The 17480-nt window shown below is 72.2% G+C and carries 16 protein-coding genes; 6 read left to right on the top strand and 10 right to left on the bottom strand.

The genetic code is table 11. The annotated features are described in order from the left end of the window. Positions 1-34 precede the first annotated feature (34 nt). From AB0447_RS23200 to AB0447_RS23175, 6 genes are all read right to left on the bottom strand, one after another. The gene (locus AB0447_RS23200) at positions 35-325 is read right to left on the bottom strand and encodes a DUF1416 domain-containing protein (RefSeq protein ID WP_366478633.1); all 291 of its coding nucleotides are present in this window, start codon (positions 323-325) and stop codon (positions 35-37) included. Between the two features lie 60 nt (positions 326-385). After that, on the bottom strand, positions 386-1231 hold the full coding sequence (locus tag AB0447_RS23195) for a sulfurtransferase (protein ID WP_366478632.1): 846 nt from the start codon (positions 1229-1231) through the stop codon (positions 386-388). 186 nt (positions 1232-1417) lie between these two features. Beyond that, complete coding sequence (locus AB0447_RS23190; RefSeq protein WP_351319324.1) at positions 1418-1486, bottom strand: putative leader peptide; 69 nt, start codon at positions 1484-1486, stop codon at positions 1418-1420. Positions 1487-1682: 196 nt separating this feature from the next. Beyond that, entirely contained in the window at positions 1683-2375 is a 693-nt protein-coding gene (locus AB0447_RS23185; protein WP_366478631.1) for a DUF2993 domain-containing protein, read from the bottom strand. Between the two features lie 36 nt (positions 2376-2411). Beyond that, complete coding sequence (locus AB0447_RS23180; protein ID WP_366478630.1) at positions 2412-4334, bottom strand: hypothetical protein; 1923 nt, start codon at positions 4332-4334, stop codon at positions 2412-2414. A 10-nt stretch (positions 4335-4344) separates the two neighbouring features. Continuing rightward, positions 4345-4599, bottom strand: coding sequence for a MoaD/ThiS family protein (locus AB0447_RS23175; protein ID WP_366478629.1), 255 nt, complete (start codon positions 4597-4599; stop codon positions 4345-4347). 495 nt (positions 4600-5094) lie between these two features. Between AB0447_RS23175 and AB0447_RS23170 the strand changes: the two genes are divergently transcribed. The 5 genes from AB0447_RS23170 (at position 5095) to AB0447_RS23150 (ending at position 10659) form a co-directional block, all read left to right on the top strand. Further along, positions 5095-5898 (top strand): response regulator transcription factor, encoded by an 804-nt coding sequence (locus AB0447_RS23170; RefSeq protein ID WP_366478628.1) that lies wholly within the window; start codon positions 5095-5097, stop codon positions 5896-5898. Positions 5899-5922: 24 nt separating this feature from the next. Further along, the gene (locus tag AB0447_RS23165; RefSeq protein ID WP_366478627.1) at positions 5923-6945 is read left to right on the top strand and encodes a LacI family DNA-binding transcriptional regulator; all 1023 of its coding nucleotides are present in this window, start codon (positions 5923-5925) and stop codon (positions 6943-6945) included. Positions 6946-7046: 101 nt separating this feature from the next. Continuing rightward, the gene (locus AB0447_RS23160; RefSeq protein ID WP_366478626.1) at positions 7047-8243 is read left to right on the top strand and encodes a trypsin-like peptidase domain-containing protein; all 1197 of its coding nucleotides are present in this window, start codon (positions 7047-7049) and stop codon (positions 8241-8243) included. Between the two features lie 212 nt (positions 8244-8455). Further along, positions 8456-9199: a response regulator transcription factor gene (locus AB0447_RS23155; protein WP_366478625.1), complete on the top strand. Its 744-nt coding sequence runs from the start codon at positions 8456-8458 to the stop codon at positions 9197-9199. Beyond that, a complete protein-coding gene (locus AB0447_RS23150; protein WP_366478624.1) occupies positions 9196-10659 on the top strand; it encodes a HAMP domain-containing sensor histidine kinase in 1464 nt (487 codons plus the stop codon). The genes AB0447_RS23155 and AB0447_RS23150 overlap by 4 nt, the downstream gene beginning before the upstream one ends. Here the strand turns inward: AB0447_RS23150 and AB0447_RS23145 are convergent. Next, positions 10633-11544, bottom strand: coding sequence for a phosphatidylinositol-specific phospholipase C (locus AB0447_RS23145; RefSeq protein WP_366478623.1), 912 nt, complete (start codon positions 11542-11544; stop codon positions 10633-10635). The two genes, AB0447_RS23150 and AB0447_RS23145, sit on opposite strands and share 27 nt — an antisense overlap. A gap of 66 nt (positions 11545-11610) precedes the next feature. Continuing rightward, entirely contained in the window at positions 11611-12222 is a 612-nt protein-coding gene (locus AB0447_RS23140; protein ID WP_366478622.1) for a TetR/AcrR family transcriptional regulator, read from the bottom strand. 153 nt (positions 12223-12375) lie between these two features. Here AB0447_RS23140 and AB0447_RS23135 point away from each other — a divergent pair, with 153 nt between their 5' ends. Then, positions 12376-13242, top strand: a complete 867-nt coding sequence (locus AB0447_RS23135) for an alpha/beta hydrolase (protein WP_366478621.1) — start codon at positions 12376-12378, stop codon at positions 13240-13242. Positions 13243-13317: 75 nt separating this feature from the next. Here AB0447_RS23135 and AB0447_RS23130 read toward each other — a convergent pair whose 3' ends face one another. Together AB0447_RS23130 and AB0447_RS23125 are read right to left on the bottom strand one after the other, a co-directional pair. After that, positions 13318-15456: a VCBS repeat-containing protein gene (locus AB0447_RS23130; protein WP_366478620.1), complete on the bottom strand. Its 2139-nt coding sequence runs from the start codon at positions 15454-15456 to the stop codon at positions 13318-13320. Positions 15457-15606: 150 nt separating this feature from the next. Next, on the bottom strand, positions 15607-17427 hold the full coding sequence (locus AB0447_RS23125; protein ID WP_366478619.1) for a bifunctional metallophosphatase/5'-nucleotidase: 1821 nt from the start codon (positions 17425-17427) through the stop codon (positions 15607-15609). Between the last annotated feature and the right edge of the window lie 53 nt (positions 17428-17480).

The raw sequence follows: 17480 nt of genomic DNA, 5'->3' as shown, positions 1-17480 counted from the left end.
GGCCCTTCGGCCGGTCAATGCGTCGTGCGGCTGCTCAGACCGCGATCGCGATGTCCGTCACGCCGCCGGCCTCGGCGACGTGCACGGCGCGGTCCGCCTGGCCGCCGGGCACCAGCGCCCGCAGCGTCCAGGTGCCGGTGGCCGCGTAGAAGCGGAACTGGCCGGTGGCCGAGGTCGGGACCTCGGCGGTGAACTCGCCGGTCGAGTCCAGCAGCCGGACGTAGCCGGTGACGGGCTCGCCGTTCTTGGTCACCTGGCCCTGGATGGCCGTCTCACCCGGCTTGAGGGTCGAGAGGTCGGGCCCGCCGATCTGTGCTCCACACATGTTCTCTGTCCTGTCCCTAGAGAAGTCGTACGTACCGCTGGGCGTCGCGTGCCCGGTGAATTACTTGTTGGCGCCGAGCTCGATCGGCACGCCGACCAGGGAGCCGTACTCGGTCCAGGAGCCGTCGTAGTTCTTGACGTTCTCCTGGCCCAGCAGCTCGTGCAGCACGAACCAGGTCAGCGCGGAGCGCTCACCGATGCGGCAGTAGGCGATGGTGTCCTTCGCCAGGTCGACCTGCTCCTGCTCGTAGAGGGCCGTGAGCTCCTCGTCCGACTTGAAGGTGCCGTCGTCGTTGGCGTTCTTCGACCACGGGATGTTGCGGGCGCTCGGCACGTGGCCGGGGCGCTGCGACTGCTCCTGCGGGAGGTGCGCCGGGGCGAGGAGCTTGCCGGAGAACTCGTCGGGCGAACGGACGTCGACCAGGTTCTGGTTGTCGATCGCGGCCACGACGTCGTCGCGGAAGGCGCGGATCGAGGTGTCCTGGGCCTTGGCCTTGTACTCGGTGGCCGGGCGCTGCGGGACCTCGGTGCCGTCGACCAGGTCGCGGGAGTCGAGCTCCCACTTCTTGCGGCCGCCGTCGAGGAGCTTGACGTCCTGGTGGCCGTAGAGCTTGAAGTACCAGTAGGCGTAGGACGCGAACCAGTTGTTGTTGCCGCCGTAGAGGACCACCGTGTCGTCGTTGGCGATGCCCTTGGCGGAGAGCAGCTTCTCGAAGCCCTCCTGGTCCACGAAGTCGCGGCGGACCGGGTCCTGGAGGTCCTGCTTCCAGTCGATCCGGACGGCGTTGCGGATGTGGTTCTTGTCGTAGGCGGACGTGTCCTCGTCCACCTCGACGATGACGACCTTGGGGTCGTCCAGGTGGGCCTCGACCCAGTCGGCGTCTACGAGGACGTCGCTGCGGCTCATGGTGTCTCCTCCGGGGCAGTGTGCGGCGGGGCTGTGCAGGTGGTGCTGCGGGTGCTGCGTGCGTGGTGGATTCCGGGTGCGCTCGAACGTCCTGCGCGGGGAGGCGTAGGGCGGGAGGCAGCTGCGGTCACGCGGGAAGGGCCGTTTCGGACGGCCGGCGGTCGCGACGCCGGGCGTCGCGCTCGGTCAGCGACAGAGCATGGCGGCGACGCGACACAGGTCTACTGCCCGTCGCTTCGTGAGGTCCGCCTGCATTCGCTTCATGGGCATGGATCGTAGGGACGAATCGGCGGCCCTGTCACCGGTGTGTCATATTCCGAGACAGGATCGTCCGCATGGCGGGATGCGGAGCGCCGCCGACGCCCTCCGGAGCCCCGCCCGGGCCCGGCCGGAGGGCCGTTCATCTGCGGATCGGACCGACCTGTCTCACTATCCGGCCAAAGCGCGGTTCTCAGCCCGACAGCTTCACGTTCTCGCCGTTCATCGTGAGGTGCAGACCGTCCTCGGCCGAGGTGAGTGCGGACAGCGTGAGGCCGGCCGGGAGTCCGCCGTCCAGGCGCCGGTCGAAGTCGGTCTCGCTGCGGACCAGGTCCTCGATCCCCGGGAGGCCCTCGCCGGGCACCTCGTCGGCGCGCACCCGGACCGTGTTGCCGTCGATCAGGGTGATGGTGGAGATCACGCTGCGGGTGATGGGCCGGCCCAGGATCTGCACGGTGGCGGTGACCTTCACCTTGCCCGGCGCCCCGCCGTAGGCGACGGTCGCGCCGCGCTGCGAGGCCTTGGTGAGGTCCTCGTACGTCACGAGTGCGGAGCCGTCGGCGCGCTTCGCGGTGCCGCCGGAGTAGTCGCTGTCGAGCTTCACGTCGTGGAAGCGGGAGTCGATCTTCGAGATCCGCATCCGGCGGCCGTCGGCGGTGGCCTCGACGTCCTTGAGGTGGACGTCGACGCGGTCCAGCCGGTGGCTCATGGCCTGGGTCAGGAACGGGAAGCCGCTGATCCCCACCTCGGCCCCGCCGACCGGCCGGCCCGACCGCACCCGGTCGGCGATCTTGTCCTCGGCGTAGCCGACGAAGATCCGGTCGGCGGCGACGAACAGGCAGGCGAGGACGCCCACGATGATCAGCAGCACGCGCATGAGACGCATTTCCCGTTCCCCCAAGTGATCGTTTACGTGCAGCAGCTAGTTGACCACGCGTCCCATCAGATAGATCGCGGGGGCGGCGGCAGCCAGCGGCAGCGCCACTCCGGCGGTCATGTGGACGAACTTGGAGGGGTAGTCGTACGCGGCCACCCGCAGGCCGATCAGCGCGCACACCCCGGCGGCCAGGCCGACCAGGGCGCCGCCGGCGCCGATCGGGGTCAGACCGCCGGCCGCGATGCCGGCACCGGCCGCGGCGGCCAGCGAGACGACGACGGAGGGGGCGGGCGGCAGCGGCAGCGCGCGGGTGAACACCGCCACGGCGACGGCGGCCGCGCCTGCCGTCACGGCAGCCGGCGCGGCGGCCAGGTAGCCGGCGCAGATGACGGCGAGGGCGGCGGAGGCCACCGAGGCCATCAGGCCGTACACACGCTCGTCGGGGTCGGCGTGGCTGCGCAGCTGGAGGACCAGGGTGAGCAGCACCCAGGCGCCGAGGGTGCCGATGACGGCGCCCGGACGGTGCACCTCGTCGACGGCCAGCACGGCGATGTCGGCCGTGACCGCCCCGGCGAAGGCGAGGGCGATGCCCTGGCGGGCCGGCCACATGCCGTTGAGCCGGAACCAGCCGGCGGCGGTGAGCGCCTGCAGCGCGATCAGCGGCACCAGCAGCGCGAGGTCCGCGACGGCGGCGGCCCCGGCGAGGAGGGCGCCGAGCGCGGCGGTGACGAGGGCGGACTGCGGACCGGGGTCGATGATCGGGGACCGCCCCTCGGCGCGCGCCTGGCGCGGATCCCTTATCCGGGTGGTACCGGCGAGGGTGGGGGACGAGTACTCCTCGGCCGGGCCGGGGGCCGCCTCCGGAGCCGGCTCGGCGACCGGGTCGGGCGCCTCGTAGGTCGGGTAGGGCGAGCCGTCACCGCTGTCCGGCCCCGGGTACGGGGGCAGGTACGCGGTCTCGGCGGGGTCGGCCGGCGCCTGCAGGCCGGCGGGGCCGGGGTAGGGCGGCAGGTAGGCCGTCTCGGCCGCCGAGGCCGGGGCCTGGGCCTGCGACGGGACCTGCGGGGCGAGCTCGTCGCCCCGGTACGGCGGCAGATAGGCCGTCTCGGCCGGGTCGGCGGGCGCCTGGCGGTCCGCCCCCGGAAAGCCGGAGCCGGAGCCGTGGCCTTCGAGGCCCGGTCCGGGATACGGCGGCAGGTAGGCCGTCTCGGCCGCCGAGGCCGGGGCCTGGGCATGGCCTTGCCCCTGCGCCTGGCCCTGGGCCTGCTCTTCGGCCCGGCCGGACCACTGGCCGGCCGAGGCCGGGCCTTGGGCCTGAGCGTTCGCCTGGGCCTGGGCCGGGTCCTGGCCATGAGCCTGACCCTGCGCATGGTCCCCGGCCGGGCCGGACCACTGGGGCGCCTGGGCCGGGGCCGCGTCGTCAGGGGGCCAGGCGTGGGCCTGGGACGGGCTGGGGGGCTCGTCGCGGAACCAGCCGGCCGGGGCCACCGGCTCCGGAGCCCACGCCTCGCCCGGGGCGGGCTGACCGGCTACGGAACCGGGGTACGGCTGCTGCGGCGGCTGCTGCGCGTACGCCGGGCCGGCGGCCTGCGCCGGGGCCTCGTACGACGGGAGGTACGCCTGCTCGGCGGCGGGCTGCCACGAGCCCGCGGCCGCCGGGTCCGGGGCGACCGCGCCCTGCTCGGGGGCAGTCGGCCCACCCGCCCAGGGAGCCGCCGCCGGGTCCGGTGCGGGAGCCGGCTCGTCCCGGAACCAGCTGTCCGGGGCCGCCAGCGGCTGCGACTGGCCCGGGACGGCGCCCAGTACGGGCTGGTAGGTGGTGTCCCAGGTGTCCGTCTGCCAGGTCTGGGTGGCGTACGGATCCTGCGGCAGGCCCTGCTGCCCGGGCTCCGGCTGCGGCTCGGTCTGCCGGTGCCGGCCGGCCTGCGGGGGCTGCGCCTGCGGGTGCTGGTTCTCGGGAGTGCTCATGGGGTGCCGGTCACCCGCCCGCGAACGGCGGCAGGACCTCGACGGTCCCGCCCTCGGTCAGCCGGACGTCGCCATGACTGCGCGTGCCCACCGGCTTCTCGTCCACCAGGAAGGAGCAGCGCTGCAGCACCCGGGTCAGCTCCCCGGGGTGCGCCGACCGCACCGCTTCCAGCGCCTCTGCCAGTGTTTCCGCCGCGTACGGCTCCTCCGCCGTACCGGCCGCGGCCTTCGCCGCCGCCCAGTAGCGGATGGTTCCCGCTGCCACTGCAGCTCCTTTCGTCGGCTCCGTACCGTCGGCCTCCATGATGACGCCTCGGGGCGGGGGCGGTCGGACGACCCGGGCCCGGCCCTGATCCGCCGACCGCCCCCAGGGGCACGGTGTGCCTCCACGCGCCCCTCGTGCGCCGCCCGGTACCGAGTGGGGGTCCACCGAACCGGTGAAACCGGGCATACCCAGGGCATGAGCGGGGCGCAGGGTGGTGCGAACCACAGAACTCGTATGTCAAGCGCCCTCGGCCGGGAATGGCCCGGCGGGCTATTCTGGCGGGGAAGAGGATCCGGGCAACGTAGCCCCCCGGGTCCTTTTGTGCTTTCTGCACGTTGAACACAGTGCGAACAGTGGAATCCATGCGGGCCTCAGGGCGCGGGGACCGCAACCGTACAGAGCACGTCCTCGACGGGACCGAGGAGGAACCGACGTGATGGGCCAGCCATTCCTGCACGAACGCACGACCGCCACCGCCAACGGGAGGTCGCCGCGATGAGCTCGCTGCTGCTGCTGACCAACGCCCTGCAGCCCTCCACCGAGGTGCTGCCCGCCCTCGGACTGCTGCTCCACAACGTACGTGTCGCACCCGCCGAGGGCCCGGCCCTGGTGGACACCCCCGGCGCCGACGTGATCCTGATCGACGGCCGCCGGGATCTGCCCCAGGTCCGCTCCCTCTGCCAGCTGCTCCGCTCCACCGGCCCCGGCTGCCCGCTGATCCTCGTGGTGACCGAGGGCGGTCTCGCGGCCGTTACCGCCGACTGGGGCATCGACGACGTACTGCTGGACACCGCGGGCCCCGCGGAGGTGGAGGCGCGGCTGCGGCTGGCCACCGGCCGGCAGCAGCTCGGCTCGGACGACTCCCCGATGGAGATCCGCAACGGCGACCTGTCGGTCGACGAGGCGACGTACTCCGCGAAGCTCAAGGGCCGGGTGCTCGACCTGACCTTCAAGGAGTTCGAGCTGCTGAAGTACCTGGCGCAGCACCCGGGCCGGGTCTTCACCAGGGCCCAGCTCCTCCAGGAGGTCTGGGGCTACGACTACTTCGGCGGCACCCGGACGGTGGACGTCCACGTACGGCGGCTGCGGGCGAAACTCGGTCCCGAACACGAGTCGCTGATCGGCACCGTACGGAACGTCGGGTACCGCTTCGTCACGCCGGAGAAGGTCGAACGGGCGGCCGAGGAGGCCCGTAAGACGGCCGCTGCGGAGGGATCGTCCCCGGTCCCCCGGATGGCGGACACCGAACTGGACGGGACGGTGGGTGCCCAATCCGCAGGACGCCCTGCCCAGAGGTAGGTCACCCCGCGTAGACTTCCGCGCGTGGCCAAGGTGACGCGGGATGACGTAGCGCGACTGGCGGGTACTTCTACCGCGGTCGTCTCCTACGTCATCAACAACGGACCCAGGCCGGTTGCCCCGGCCACGCGCGAGCGTGTACTCGCCGCTATCAAGGAGCTGGGCTACCGGCCCGACCGGGTTGCCCAGGCGATGGCCTCGCGGCGCACGGATCTCATAGGCATGATCGTTCCGGACGCGCGGCAGCCGTTCTTCGCGGAGATGGCCCACGCGGTCGAGCAGGCCGCCGCCGAGCGCGGAAAGATGGTGCTCGTCGGCAACTCCGACTACCGGGACGAGCGCGAGGTCCACTACCTGCGCGCCTTCCTCGGCATGCGGGTCTCCGGGCTGATCCTGGTCAGCCAGGGCATGAGCGAGCGGGCGGCGACCGAGATCGAGGCGTGGGACGCGCGGGTGGTCCTGCTGCACGAGCGCCCGGAGGCGATCGACGACGTCGCCGTCGTGACGGACGACATCGGGGGCGCCCAGCTCGCCACTCGGCACCTGCTGGAGCACGGACACGCGTACGTCGCCTGCATCGGCGGGATCGAGAACACCCCCTCGGTCGGCGACCCGGTCGCCGACCACGTGGAGGGCTGGCGTCGGGCCATGCTGGAGTCCGGCCGGTCCATCGAGGGCCGGCTCTTCGAAGCCCCGTACAACCGCTACGACGCGTACCGGGTGGCACTGGAAGTGCTGGCCGGGCCCGACCGGCCGCCGGCCATCTTCTGCGCTACGGACGACCAGGCGATCGGTGTGCTCCGGGCTGCCCGGGAGCTCCGCATCGACGTCCCGACGGAGCTGGCCGTCGCGGGCTTCGACGACGTGAAGGAAGCGGCCCTCACGGACCCGCCCCTCACCACGATCGCCTCGGACCGGCCGGCGATGGCCCGCGCGGCGGTGGACCTGGTCCTGGACGACGCCCTGCGGGTGGCCGGCTCGCGCCGCGAGCGCCTGAAGCAGTTCCCTTCGGCCCTGGTGATCCGCCGCAGCTGCGGCTGCGCGTAGTCCTCTATCGCGTAGTCCTTTATTTCGGGCATACACGGTTCTGTCGGGCTTCTCAGCCGGTCCTCAGGAAGCTCTCATGATCGGCGAGCAGAGTCGTTGCCATGACCGAGAGCCACCGCCACGAAGGCGATCACCCACAGGAGAACCGCCCGACCCAGCCCGCGCCGTTCGGCGACGCCTGGCAGCGGGGCCGCGAGGCGCTGGCGCGCGAGACCGGGGCGGAGGGCGCCTCGGGCGGCTCGTACCCGCCGCCGCCGGTGCACCCGCCCGCCGCCCCCGGCTGGCACGAGGCCCACCAGCCGCCGCCTGCACCGGTCACTCCCGTCCCTCCCGTTGCTCCGGTTTCGGGACCGGCCCATGCCGCGGCGTCCGCGCCCCGGGCCAAGAAGCCGGTCGCACTGCTCGCGGCGGTGGCCATCGCTGCCGCGCTGATCGGCGGCGGCACGGCGACGGCCGTTCAGCATCTGCTCGGCAACCCGTCCGCCACCGGTGGCGGCATCACCGGCACCCCCGTCTCCCAGTCCTCCAACGGCACCGTCTCCGGCGTCGCCGAACAGGTCAGCCCGTCCGTGGTCCGGATCGACACCCGCACCGGCTCCGGCCAGGGCACGGGCTCCGGCATCATCCTCAGCGCGGACGGCGAGATCGCCACCAACAACCACGTGATCAGCGGGGCCTCCGAGATCGAGGTGACGTTGAGCGACGGCAAGAAGTACAAGGCCGAGGTCGTCGGGACGGACCCCGACAAAGACCTCGCGCTGATCAAGCTGGTGGGCGCGAGCGGCCTCAAGCCCGCCAAGCTCGGCAACTCCGACCAGCTGAAGGTCGGCGACGAGGTCGTCGCCATCGGCTCCCCCGACCGGCTGACCGGGACGGTGACCAGCGGGATCGTCTCGGCCCTGAACCGGGAGGTGAAGGTGCCCAAGTCGGAGGCCCCCGGGCAGCAGCGCCGGCAGGGCGGGAACGAGGGCTGGCCGTTCTCCTTCGAGGGGCAGCAGTTCAACGGGGAGACGGGGTCGGACACCGCCTCCTACACGGCCATCCAGACCGATGCCTCGCTGAATCCGGGGAATTCGGGGGGTGCGCTGGTGAACATGAACGGGGAGATCGTCGGGATGCCGTCCGCGATCTACTCGCCGGCGAGCGACAGCTCCAAGGCGGGGAGCGTCGGTCTCGGGTTCGCGATCCCGGTGAACACGATCAAGGCGGACCTGGAGTCGCTGCGGAAGGGATCGGGGTCCGGCTCCGGCTCCGCCGGCACCGACACCACCGGCGGCGGCTGGGACTCCCGCTTTTAGCCGTGGCCGGGTGCGGCGCCGCTGCCGGGGGCCCGGGCGGAGCCCCCGGCAGCGGCGGAGCCGCATATCAGGTACTGCGGGAAGGGGCGGGGTGGGGAAGGCCCCGCGCAGCGGCAGGGCCGGGAGCGCCGCTTCGCGTGCGACGCTGGACGGTGCGGCCCGGCCGCGACCGCATGGACGAACGACCGATCACATCACCCCAGGGGGCCAAAGTGAATCCCGCCGAAGGCGACCCGCACCGGGTCCTCATCGTCGACGACGAACCCGCCGTCCGAGAGGCCCTCCGCCGCAGTCTCGCCTTCGAGGGGTACGGCACCGAAACCGCCGTCGACGGCCTCGACGCCCTCGACAAGGCGGCCGGCTACGAGCCGGACCTCATCGTGCTCGACATCCAGATGCCCCGCATGGACGGCCTGACCGCGGCCCGGCGGCTGCGCGCCGCCGGTTCGGTCACCCCCATCCTGATGCTGACCGCCCGGGACACCGTCGGCGACCGCGTCACCGGCCTCGATGCCGGCGCCGACGACTACCTGGTCAAGCCCTTCGAGCTGGACGAGCTGTTCGCCCGCGTCCGCGCCCTGCTGCGCCGCAGCGCCTACGCCACCCGAGCCGCGGCCGCGGCCGGCGACACCGCCGAGGACGTGCTCAGCTTCGGCGACCTCCGGATGGACCTCGCCACCCGCGAGGTCACCCGGTCCGGCCGCCCCGTGGAACTGACCCGCACCGAGTTCACCCTGCTGGAGATGCTCCTCTCGCACCCCCGCCAGGTGCTGACCCGGGAGCAGATCCTCAAGACCGTGTGGGGCTTCGACTTCGAGCCCAGCTCCAACTCCCTGGACGTGTACGTGATGTACCTGCGCCGCAAGACCGAGGCGAGCGGCGAGCCGCGCCTGGTGCACACCGTGCGCGGGGTGGGCTACGTACTCCGGGCGGCCGACAGCGGCGGTCCGGAGTGAGCCCGGCCGCCAGATTCCGGGCACTGCCCCTGCGGTCCCGGCTGGCCCTGCTGGTCGCGGTCGCGGTCGCGGTGGCGGTGGCCGCGATGGCCACCACCTGCTGGTTCATGGTCCGCACGCAGCTGCGCGACCAGCTCGACGCCTCGCTGCGGTCGACCAACGCCCGGGACCAGGTGGTCAAGGTACTGCCCCTGCTGGGCTGCCTGGCCAGCCCGCCCACCGGGCCGGGCCGGTTCGTGAGCGACCTCAACGCGGTCGTGCAGATCAACCTGGCCGACGGCAGCCACTGCTGGCTGGACGGCCAGGAGACGCTGCCCGTCACGCAGATCGACAAGGAGATCGCGAGCGGCACGCGGGCAGCCACCCTGTACGACTCGACGACCGCCGACGGTGACCCCGTACGCGTCTACAGCCAGCCCCAGCTCGTCGAGACCCAGGCCGGGATCCAGCGGATCGCCCTCTCGGTGGCCAAGCCGCTTGCCGACATCGACAAACCCCTCAGCACCCTCGCCTGGGTCCTCCTCCTCGTCAGCGGCATCGGCGTGGTCGGCGCCGGCGCCGCCGGACTGGTCGTCGCGCGGACCGGGCTGCGGCCCGTCGACGAACTGACCGGTGCCGTCGAGCACATCGCCCGGACCGAGGACCTGACCGTCCGCATCCCCGACGAGGGAGACGACGAGATCGCCCGGCTCTCCCGGTCCTTCAACTCGATGACGGCCGCGCTCGCCTCCTCCCGCGACCGGCAGGCCCAGCTGATCGCCGACGCCGGGCACGAGCTGCGGACCCCGCTGACCTCCCTCCGTACGAACGTCGAGCTGCTCGCGCGCAGCGAGGAGACGGGCCGGGCCATCCCGCCCGACGACCGCCGGGAGCTGCTGGCCTCGGTGAAGGCGCAGATGACCGAGCTGGCCTCGCTCATCGGGGACCTGCAGGAGCTGTCCCGGCCCGATGCGGCCGCGCCCGGGCCGCTGCAGGTGGTCGCGCTGCACGAGATCGCCGGGAATGCGCTGTCGCGGGCCCGGCTGCGCGGCCCCGAGCTGGTCTTCGCCTCGGACATCCGGCCGTGGTACGTGCGGGGTGAGGCGGCCTCGCTGGAGCGGGCGGTGGTGAACGTCCTGGACAACGCGGTGAAGTTCAGCCCGGCGGGCGGCGCGGTGGAGGTGGCTCTACGGGCCGGGGAGCTGACCGTACGCGATCACGGTCCGGGCATTCCGGCGGAGGAGCTCCCGCACGTCTTCGAGCGGTTCTGGCGCTCGCCGACCGCCCGCGCGCTGCCGGGCAGCGGGCTGGGCCTGTCGATCGTGGACCGTACGGTGCGGCGGGCGGGCGGCACGGCCGAGCTGCGGGCGGCGTCCGACGGCGGCCCGGGGACGGAGGCGGTGCTCCGCATCCCGGGCGCGCCGACTCCGCCGCCGGGCCCGCCCGTCGACCCGTCAGACGGGGTTGTGGGCGAGCAGTGACTCGATGAAGCCGCCGCGGGTGTTGGGGAAGTCCATGGGGACGACGCCGAGGCCGGTGCGGCCGGCCATTTCGGCGCCCGCCACGAAGGAGTGGATCTGCGGGTTGAGGCGGTCGGCGTTCCAGCGGGGCGGCATGTAGGCGGCCGTGGAGACGTAGTTGACGAACAGCTTGCCGGGCTGTTGGACGGCCTTGCGGAAGTGGTTCTCGATCATGCCGCGCTTGGCGAAGGGCTCGGCGTTCCAGTTGTCCTGGATGTCGAAGTGGGTGCCGTCGCCGTAGCGGATGCCCGGCAGGCCGCCGTTGTCGGCGAGCAGGACGACCTTGCCCCGGGCCTGGCCGAGCGCCGGCAGGGTGGGGGCGATGTGGAAGAGCGGGCGCCAGCCCCGGTTGTCCAGGTAGTCGTCGAAGACGGCGCGGAAGGTGGCGTCGCTCTCGCCCGAGTACTCCTGTTTGACCCGCATGAGGAGGGTCTCGGTGGGGTGGGCGGCGAGGAAGTTCCAGCAGGAGACGAGCACGTCGCCGAACATCTGGTTCTGGTAGAAGGAGCCGTGGTGGATGGCGAAGGAGCCGCCGGTCACCCGGCAGCGGACGTCCAGGAAGCGGATTCCCGCGTCCAGTTGCCGGCCGATGCCGATGTTCTGGCAGGCCACGTACAGGCCTCCGTAGAGGGCGCCCGAATCGTGGGTGCCGGGGATCGTCATGCGCTGGAGGGCGGTTGCGTCGGCGAGGCCGGCCATCCAGTCCTGGGTGCCGAGGGTGCGGGTGCCGAGGGTGCCCGCTCCGCGGGTGCGCGCGCCGGCCGGGGCGGCGGAGGCCGCTCCGAGTCCGGCTGCGGCGCCGGCCGCCAGCGCGCCGACCAGAAACCTGCGTCTGTCCAGTGCCATGCCCGTGCCCGCCCCTTCGCCGGCTGCCGCGTCAGCCGGATTATGGCGTGCACAGGTCAGAAATAACTACCCATCGGTAGTGGGGAGTTGGGGCCGAGACCGCCCCGCCGGGTCCTCCAGCAGATCGGCCAGTGCCCGCAGACCCGCCACGATGTCCCGCCCGTCCGGCGCGTACTCGGGATCCGTGATCCACTGGGTCATCACCCCGGTCAGCACGGCCATCTGCACCGATGCCAGCCCCCGCACGTCCGCCTCGGCCACCTCAGCCTCGGGCACCCCGCGCAGCTGGGCCGCGATCTGGCGGCGGCTGACCCGCTGCCCGGCCGCCAGGATCGCCAGCAGCTCGGGCGAGGTCTGCGCGTGCACGAAGGCCTCCACCGAGGCCGTCCACAGCCAGCGCTGCTCCGAGAAGGAACGGACCTTGCGGGTCCAGACGTCGACGTAGCGCTCCTCGGGCGTCTCCCCGACCCCGGTGAGACTGCCGATCTCCTCGCTCCACTCCTCCATGGCCGCGAACAGCGCCTGGTTGAGCAACACCTCGCGGGATCCGAAGTGGTAGCCGATGGCGGCACTGCTCACGCCGGCCGCGGCGGCGATGTCCCGCACGGTCGTCCGCAGGTACCCCTTCTCCTCCAGGCAGCGGCGCGCCCCGGCCAGCAGATCCTCGCGATTTCCCATGCCGGGATCGTATGACGCCCCCAGCGATTCATACGCCTGTCTAGATCGCTCGATCTATACGACAGTCTTGTGCAAGCGAGCAAGATCTCTTACGGTGAAGGAACAGCCGGCCGAGGCACCCCGCCCGCCGGTCGATGAGGGGAGACCACTGCCATGACCAGCAACGAACAGGTTCTCGACGCGGCCCTCACCGCGGCCGCCGCCTCCGCGGACAACCGGCGTGCCCTCACCATCGACGGCCGGACCCTCTCCTACCTGGACTTCGGCGGAACCGGCCGCCCGCTCCTCGCCGTGCACGGCGGCCTCTCCGAAGGCCTGCTCTACGCCGACCTCGCCGCCCGCCTCGGCCCCGACTGGCGGGTCATCGCCCCCGACCAGCGCGGCCACGGCGACTCCGACCGCGCCTCCGCCCAAGACCGCGCGGGCTACGTCGCCGACCTCGTCGCCCTGCTCGAACACCTCGGCCTCGGCCCGCTCCCGGTCATCGGGCACTCGCTGGGCGGGATGAACGCCTTCCACCTCGCCGCCGAGCGTCCCGACCTGGTCTCCGCCCTGGTGAACATCGACGCCGGCGTCGTCTTCCCCCAGGACGCGCCGAACCCGGTGGCCTTCCTCGCGCCCGTCCCGTACACCGCACCCACCCGCGAGGAGCTCATCGCGGCCTGCGGGGAGTTGGGCCCGATGGTCGCCCCGGCCCTGCGCCCGCTTCCCGACGGCACCGGCTGGCGACTGCCGTTCCACCCGCAGGACACCCTGGCCACCGTGGAGGCGGCCCGCGGGGACCACTGGCAGACCTGGCTCGCGAGCACCTGCCCGGCCCTGCTGGTCCACGGCCGCCGGAGCGAGGCCGTCCCGCAGGAGCTGGCCGACGCGATGGTCGCCGCGCGGCCGAAGACCTCGTACGCCGGACTGGAGACGGGCCACGTCGTCCCGGTGGAGGACCCGGTGGGCCTGGCCGCCGCCGTCGGCAACTTCCTGAAGTGCCTCCGAGGCGCTCCGGCAGGAACGCGGAAGTCCTGAAGGGGCTCTGGAACGAAGAGAGTCCCCCACCCTCCCGGCTCGGGAGGATGGGGGACTCCGGTGGCAGACCGCGGGTCAGCCGATGGACGCCCAGTCCGGCCAGTGGGAGGCCGTCTGCAGGGTGTCGACCCGGTTGCCGAAGCCGCCGGCGCCGTTCCCCGCGTTCAGCCAGAGCCGGTTGGAGGTGTCGAGGGAAACCAGGTCGTGCTTGCCGTCGCCGTTGACGTCCCCGGCGCCGACGACCTCCTTGTAGGAGGTCCCCCAGTCCTTGAAGACCAGCACCCGCTCCTTGAGCTTGCCGGTGCCCGTGCCGTTCAGCCGCCACAGCTCGTTCGACTTGTCCACGGCCAGGACGTCGCCGATGCCGTCGCCGTTGAGGTCACCGGCGCCGATCAGCCGCTTGTAGCCGGTCAGACCGGAGGCGGTCTTCACCCGCGCCTTGAACCCCGACGCGCCGTCGTGCGCGTACAGGTAGAGGTCGCCGGTCGCGGCGTCGCGGGCCAGGAAGTCCGGCCGCTTGTCGCCGGTGAGGTCCCCCGAGGCGATCAGGGCGTCGTACTTGCGCCAGTCGGTGGCCAGCCGCTTGTACGCCGAGTCGGGCCTCGGCAGACCGCCGCAGACGGGCGTGTAGAGGCGCACCTCGCCACTGGGCAGCCGCACGATCAGGTCGTTGCAGCGGTCCCCGTCGAAGTCGCCGAACGGCACGACCCGGGTGCCGTCGGGCCAGGACCCCACCTGGTAGGTGCGCGGCAGGTTCGCCGGGTCCTGGGTCACCAGGTTGATCTTGTCGCTCTTGGACAGGCCCAGGATGTCCGCCCGGGTGTCGTCGGCGTGGTCGCGCCACTTCGGCAGCGCCCGGGCGCCCGTGGTCGCGGTGAACGCCGAGGACGCCCCGCCGGCCGGCGCGGTCTGCGTCCATACGGCCACCGGGAGGCCCTTGGCGTCGGTGGTCAGCCGGCCCGCGCTGCGCGTGGCCTCCGCCATCGAGCTGAGCGTGCGCGGCTTGGAGGCGGTGCCACCGCCCACGGTCTGCGTGACGAAGTCGTGGCGGGTGGGCTTGCCGGTGACGTAACGCTTCTGCGCGTAGCCGACGACCACCTGACCGGTGGCCGACCGCACCACGCTCACCGAGTCCGTCACCACGTTGCTCCCGAGGCCCAGGGGAGCGGACCAGGCACCGCCGGCCACCTTGGTCGCGACCGCGAGAGTTCCGCTCCATCCCACGGCGGTGACGTCCCCGTTGGGCGTCGTCAGCAGCTCCGCCGACTCCAGGCCGATGGCCTGCACCGCACCCCAGTCGCCGCCGGCCGGCTTGCGGGAGTAGCCGCCGGAGCCGGAGAGCAGGTGGAACCCGCCCTGGGGGTGGGCGGTGAGGGTGACGTGCCGGGGCTTCTCGCCGAGCTGGGCGGTGAGATCGCGCGGAGCGCTCCACGCGCCGGCGCCGGCGGGCTTCTCCAGCGCCTTGTAGTACCACTTGTAGGCGGTCTCGTCCGGGTCGACCCCGTCGCCCGTGTAGTGGCTGTTGCCGCCCCAGATCAACGCCACGGCGCCGTCCGCGGCCACCGCGAGCCGCAGGTCCTCGAGGTGGTAGTCGTAGGTGTTGTCGGGCCGGACGATCGGCTCCGGCAGCCGGTCGAGCTGCGCCGGGGCCGTCCAGGCGGCCTGCGGGCCGGACCGTTCGACGACGGTCAGCCAGCGGTCCTCGTCCATCCACGCGACGACCTGACGGCCCGCCGCATTGCCCGCGAACGTCGGGCCACCGCCGATCGCGGTCGTGACGACCTCCTCGGCTGCGCCGAAGGAGGTGGTGCCGGCGGCCAGCCGGGACAGCTTCACGGTGGACTGCCCGGCGGCCGCGGCCGGCTCCGACCACAGCAGGGTCAGCGCGCCGTCGTCCGTGCGGTGGAGCTGCCCCGCGGCTACGCCGTGGGCCTGCTGCCAGGTGGTGCTGCCCGCCGGACGGATCCGCACCACGGTCTCGCTGCCCTGCCGGAAGACGCCGACGGCGGTGCCGTCGGAGGTCGACTTCAGGTCCAGGACGGCCGTGACACCGGCCAGCGGCTGGGGCGCCCCCCACGGGCCCAGGCTCACCGGGACGGCAGCGGCAGCCGCATGGGCGGCGGGGGCCCCCGGGACGGCACCGGGAACGGCGACTGCGAGGGCGAGCGCCGAAACGAGCGCACCGCCGAGGAGCATGCGGGACTTCTTGGTCATGCGGGATGGCCCCCCCGGGCAGAAATTCGGAAAGTAAGCGCAGCGTATATCAGCCAAGATCGAGCGCCGAAGGGGCGGCAGACCGGTCGGTCTGCCGCCCCTTCGGACGTACGCCGTGCCCGGTACTGCCGGACACGGCTCGGTACGCGACTACTTGACGACGGTGATCCGGTCGGCCGCCGGCGGCGCGATCGGGTTCGTCTCCGAGGAGTGCTTGCCCAGGTAGGCGTTGAAGACGTCCAGGTCGGACGCGCCCACCAGCTTGTTCTTGTGCTCCTTCAGCACGGTGAACCCGTCACCGCCGCCCGCCAGGAACTCGTTCATCGCGACCCGGTAGGTCTTGGCGGGGTCGATCGCCTCGCCATTGAGCTTCACCGAGTCGACGACGATCCGGTCCGCACCGCTCTTGGTCGTGTCCAGGGTGTAGGTGAAGCCCTTCGACACCTGAAGGATCTTCGGGTTCGCACCGTTGACCGGGCCGCTGACCTGCTGCTGCAGCGCGGTGATCAGCTGGGCGCCGGTCAGGTCCACCACGTTCATCATGTTGGTGAACGGCTGCACCGTGAAGGCCTCGCCGTAGGTCACCACACCGTCGCCCTCGGCCCCGGCGGCCTTGTACGCCAGGTCCGAGCGGATGCCGCCCGGGTTCATCAGGGCCAGCTGCGCGCCGCCCTTGTCGGCCGGGGCCAGCGCCTCCAGCTGCGCGTCCGCGATCAGGTCGCCGAGCGGCTTCTCGTACGCCGAGGAGCCGCGGCCGGCGATGTCGGCCGAGATGAAGCCCTGCGGACGGTTCGCGATCGGCGCGGCCAGCGCGTTCCAGCGGCCGATCAGCTCGGTCATGTCGGGGGCCTTCGGCTGGTCCCGGTGCACGACGTGGTTGGCGGCGGACGGCGACTGGATCGCGGTGCGGACGATGTCCTTGGTCTTGCGGTCGTACGTCAGCGTGGTTTCCGTGTACAGCCGGCCGATGGAGGCGGCCGAGGTGACCGTACGCGGGTTGCCCGCCGGGTCCGGGATGTTGCAGGCGTAGGCCTGGTGGGTGTGGCCGGTCACGAGCGCGTCGACCTTCGCGTCCACGTTCTTCGCGATGTCGACGATGGCACCGGAGATGCCGGCGCCCGCGCCCGGGACGTTGCAGTCGTAGTTGTACGCGCCGGAGGCGGGCAGGCCGCCCTCGTGGATCAGCGCGACGATCGACTTGACGCCCTGCCGGTTGAGTTCGGCGGCGTACTTGTTGATCGTCTCGACCTCGTCCTGGAACTTCAGGCCCTTGACGCCCTCGGCGGTGACGACGTCCGGGGTGCCCTCCAGGGTCACGCCGATGAAGCCGATCTTGACGCCGTCCTTCTTCCACACGTAGGTGGGGGAGAGCAGCGGCCGCTTGGTCTTCTCGTCCATCACGTTGGCGGCGAGGTACGGGAACTTCGACCCCTCGAAGGTCTTGTCCTGCTCGTAGCAGCCGTCGACCGGGTGGCAGCCGCCGTACTGCATGCGGCGCAGCTCCTGGCGGCCCTCGTCGAACTCGTGGTTGCCGACGCTGGTGACGTCGAGACCCATCTTGTTCATGGCCTCGATGGACGGCTCGTCGTGGAAGAGCCCGGACAGCATCGGGCTGCCGCCGATCATGTCACCGGCTGCGGCGGTGACGGTGTACTGCTTGCCCTTGCGGGCCTCACGGAGGCTGGTCGCCAGGTACTCGACGCCACCGGCGGGTATCGCCTTGGTGGTTCCGTCGGCCTGACGCTCGGTCACGGTGCCGGAGGAGCCCTGCGGGGGCTCCAGGGTGCCGTGGAGGTCATTGAAGGACAGCAGCTGCACGTCGACGGTGCGGCTGCTCTCTTGACCGCCACCACTGGCGGCTGCCCCGGCCGGCAGCGCGGCGACCATCAGAGTGCCGGCCCCGGCCGAGACGGCGAGGGCGGCAATGGCCAACCGGCGGGCACGGCGGCGCCGTTGTGGTGTCGCTGACATCAGTTCCCCTTTGCGGACAGCGAAACGACTTGGGAGGTCTCCGCAGCCTATGG

It is taken from the genome of Streptomyces sp. NPDC051211 (genome assembly GCF_040689505.1).
In the GTDB taxonomy this organism is placed as follows: Bacteria; Actinomycetota; Actinomycetes; order Streptomycetales; family Streptomycetaceae; genus Streptomyces.
This window is presented reverse-complemented; position numbering and strand designations above follow the sequence as displayed.